The organism is bacterium (assembly GCA_035371905.1).
Classification (GTDB): Bacteria; Ratteibacteria; UBA8468; order B48-G9; family JAFGKM01; genus JAMWDI01.
On the sequence record DAORXQ010000136.1, the window covers coordinates 1 to 3,816 of the forward strand.

General features: G+C 29.8%; 4 protein-coding genes. All 4 read right to left on the reverse strand.

Annotation, left to right across the window (positions count from 1 at the left end):
• Nucleotides 1–51 precede the first annotated feature (51 nt).
• Complete coding sequence (locus PKV21_09570; GenBank protein HOM27734.1) at nucleotides 52–996, reverse strand: ABC transporter ATP-binding protein; 945 nt, start codon at nucleotides 994–996, stop codon at nucleotides 52–54.
• Nucleotide 997: 1 nt separating this feature from the next.
• Nucleotides 998–2,053: an ABC transporter permease gene (locus PKV21_09575; GenBank protein ID HOM27735.1), complete on the reverse strand. Its 1,056-nt coding sequence runs from the start codon at nucleotides 2,051–2,053 to the stop codon at nucleotides 998–1,000.
• A complete protein-coding gene (locus PKV21_09580; GenBank protein HOM27736.1) occupies nucleotides 2,050–3,015 on the reverse strand; it encodes an ABC transporter permease in 966 nt (321 codons plus the stop codon). The genes PKV21_09575 and PKV21_09580 overlap by 4 nt, the downstream gene beginning before the upstream one ends.
• Nucleotides 3,012–3,816, reverse strand: an 805-nt coding sequence (locus PKV21_09585) for an alpha/beta hydrolase family protein (GenBank protein HOM27737.1), incomplete at its 5' end; no start/stop codon positions are given. The genes PKV21_09585 and PKV21_09580, both read right to left, overlap by 4 nt.

Consider the following 3,816-nt stretch of genomic DNA (forward strand, 5'->3'; position numbering starts at 1 on the left):
ATTCTTATTTTTTTAAATTCACTTTTTACCTCATACTCTTTTGTTAAATTCTCAACTTTCCACAATATTTCCATATTTAAAACACCTCACAATTCTATTTTCAATAACGATTTCTCCAGGAATTTTTTCCTCACATATTCTTTTTTTATATTCACATCTTGTAGAAAAAGGACAACCATAAGGTAAATTTTTAAAAGAAGGGACTTCTCCTTCAATTGTTTTAATTCTTTCTCTCTTTGAGTATTTTTCAGGTAGACAATTTATGAGTTTTTGAGTGTATGGATGTAAAGGATTATTATAAACTTGTTCAGAGTTTCCTTTTTCAACAATAATTCCTGCATACATCACTATAATTTTATCTGAAATATATTTTGCAAGGGAAATATCATGGGTCACAAAAATTATTGAAAGGTTATATATTGAAACAAGATCTTTAAGTAACTTTATTATTCCAGAAGCAGTTGTAACATCAAGTGCTGTTGTTGGTTCATCTGCAAGAAGTAAATCTGGATTATTTATTAAAGCCATTGCTATCATTGCCCTCTGTTGCATTCCTCCACTTAACTGATGGGGATAACTGTAATAAACATCTGGAGAAAGCCCAATTTCTTTTAAAATTTTTACTATTTTTTCTTTTTTCTCTTTTTTCCCTATATTTTCTTTAATCCCTTCCTCTATTTGATTTCCTATTGTGAAGAGTGGGTTTAAGTATGAAGAAGGTTCCTGAAAAATCATTCCAATTCTTTTACCTCTGATTTTTTCCATTTCATTGTATTCTGTAATTTTCAAATTCTCAAAAAAAATTTCACCATTAAGAATTTTAAGATTTTTAGGTAGTAGTTTTATAATTGCTCTCAAAGTCATACTCTTTCCACAGCCACTTTCTCCAACAATTGAAACAATCTCTTTTTTTCTAACTTCAAAATTTATATTTCTTAAAATTTTAATCTCCTCATTACCAACAAAGATATTCTTAACAGTTAAAATTTTTTCCATTTTACCAGTTTTTTGGGTCAAGAACATCTCTTAATCCATCTCCAAGAAAATTGAAACATATAATTGTGAGAAATATGAAAAATCCAGGTGTTAACATCCATGGAGCACTTGATAAAACTCTTAAATTTCCAATACAGACAGAAAGCATATTTCCCCAACTTGGATATGGTTCTTGAATTCCCAGTCCGAGTAAACTTAAAGTTGATTCTCCAAGTATATAGCCAGGAATGGATAATGTAATGGCAGTTATTGAATATGAAAAAGTATTAGGTATTATATGTTTAAAAATAATTTTAAAAGTTGAAACTCCAAGTGCTCTTGCTGCAAGAACATATTCTTCTTCTTTTATTGACAGAACCATACCCCTTATAATTCTTGCAAGTCCAGCCCAGCCAATCAAACTCAAAATTATTACGATTAAAAGATATATTTGAAAAGAAGAAAGATTTAAAGGAAAAACAGCCCTTAAAGAAAGCATCAAATAAAAAGCAGGAAACATCATAAAAATTTCAACAAGACGCATTAAAATATTATCAATTTTTCCTCCAAAATATCCAGAAATTCCACCTATTAAAAAACCAAAGAAAAAAGATATGGAAACACCTATTATGCCAATTGAGAGTGAAATTCTTGCTCCATATAAAATTCTTGAAAAAATATCTCTTCCGTGCATATCTGTACCAAAAAGAAAAATTTTACCCTCTTTTGTTCCAAACAGATATCTTTCTGAATTAAATATCCCAAGTATTTTTCTTTTCTCCCCTTTAACAAAGAAATAAATTGGACATATTTTTTCTTTAACAATTTCATATTGATTTAAAGCAGGATTCACAAGTTTTATTTCATAAACAAATGGTCTTAAATGAAAATTTTTATTATGGTCAAAAAAGTGTATCCTTGTTGGAGGACATAATGGATAATCTCTGAACTGTTTATTATAGGGGTAAGGAGATATAAAATCCGCCATTATTGCTAAAAAATAAAGGAAAATAATTATCCAGAAAGAACAGTATGAAAAAAAATTTTTATTTTTTAATCTCTTTAAAATACTTTTCATCTTAACCTCACTCTCGGGTCAACCAGAGCAATTAAAATATCAGCAAATAAATTGCCTAAAATAAGCAAAATCCCTCCTATTAGAAGAGAAGCCATAACAAGATACAGGTCAGAAGATAAAACACCTTCAAGAACCAGTCTTCCCATACCAGGCCAGCCAGTTATAATTTCTACAAGTCCAGCACCACTTAAAATTCCTGAAAGTTCATATCCGAAAATTGTTATCATGGGATTTATTGCATTTCTCAAAGCATGTTTAAAATATATTTTATAAGTCGGGATTCCTTTTGCATAAGCAGTAAAAATATAAGGCGAGTTAAGTGTTTCAAGAAAATTGTTTTTCATGAGGCGATATAGAGACCCTATACCTGAAATTGTTAAAATCATTCCCGGAACAAATAAGTGTTTAAGGTAATCAATAAATTTTTCAATGTTTGAAGCATTTTCATAAAAAATAGAAGTTGTTCCTCCAAGAGGTAAAACTGCTGTTTTTGCAATAAAAAATATAACAAGCATTGCGATAAAGAAGGAAGGGAGAGAAATTCCAATATAGGCAAGAAATGATAATATTCTTTCCTGCCATTTTTTATCCTTTATTGCTCCAAAAATTCCTAAAGGTATTGCGATGACCCATGTAAAAAAAATTGAAAAAATTGAAAGAGCGATTGTGTTTTTCAGTCGAACTTTTATTAAAAACGAAACAGGAACATGATATGAAAATGATTCTCCAAGATTAAATGTAAAAATATTTTTTAACCAGTAAAAATACTGAATTATTATGGGTTTATCAAGAGCAAATAATTTCCGCATATTTTCAATAGTTTCAGGTGATATTTCTGGATTCATTTTTAATTGCGTGAAATAATCACCGGGAGCAAGTTGAATTATAAAAAAGGATATAAAAGTCATTCCAATAAGTAAGGGGATAAATTGTAATAGTCGTTTTAAAATGTAATTTCTCATTTTTTAAGATATTTTTCAAAAAATTTAAAAGCCATTTTACCTGAAAAAGCATGTTCTCCCGGGAATATCTCAATCCATAAATCGCCACTTACACCTGCTACTTTATACGCTTTTTTTACTTTTTCATGTGCCTTTTTTGCTGAATGGATCCAGAAACATGTATCATTTGCTCCTGATTCAATTAAAAGTGGTTTAGGACAAATTGCAGCGATTACATCTCCGACATCAGCATATTTATATAGAAAAGGAACTATTTGACTTCCACAGAAATTCGGTCTTTCTATCGCATAATGTAAAGTTGTTGTTGCATAACATATTATATCTCCTGCTTTAATTCTATTGTCAAGCAATGTTAAATATGTCGCCATTGTTCCTCCAAAGGATAATCCCATACAACCAATGTTTTCCTTATCAACATAATCCCTTGTTAATAAAAAATCAATTGCTCTCATACCATCAAAAATATTTGCTCCAAGAAGCGTTCTGCCACAGATTAAATGTTGTAAAAAATGAATATTACAGATATCTCTTGGCTGAAAAATATTATGGTATCCAATCCTTTCCCCGAAACTTCTCCAGTCAGGAACAATTGTCACAAAACCCTTTTCAGCCATCTGTTCTCCATAATTGTAATTATGGATTTTTATATTATTTATTATTTCAGGATTATTATTATGAACTCCAGCAACAGGGTCTTTACCATAAGGTCCATGTCCATGACAGCATAAAATTGCAGGATACTTCTTTTTATCTCCTTTAGGGATAAGAATATAAAGGGGCATAAAACAATCTTTTTCTGTT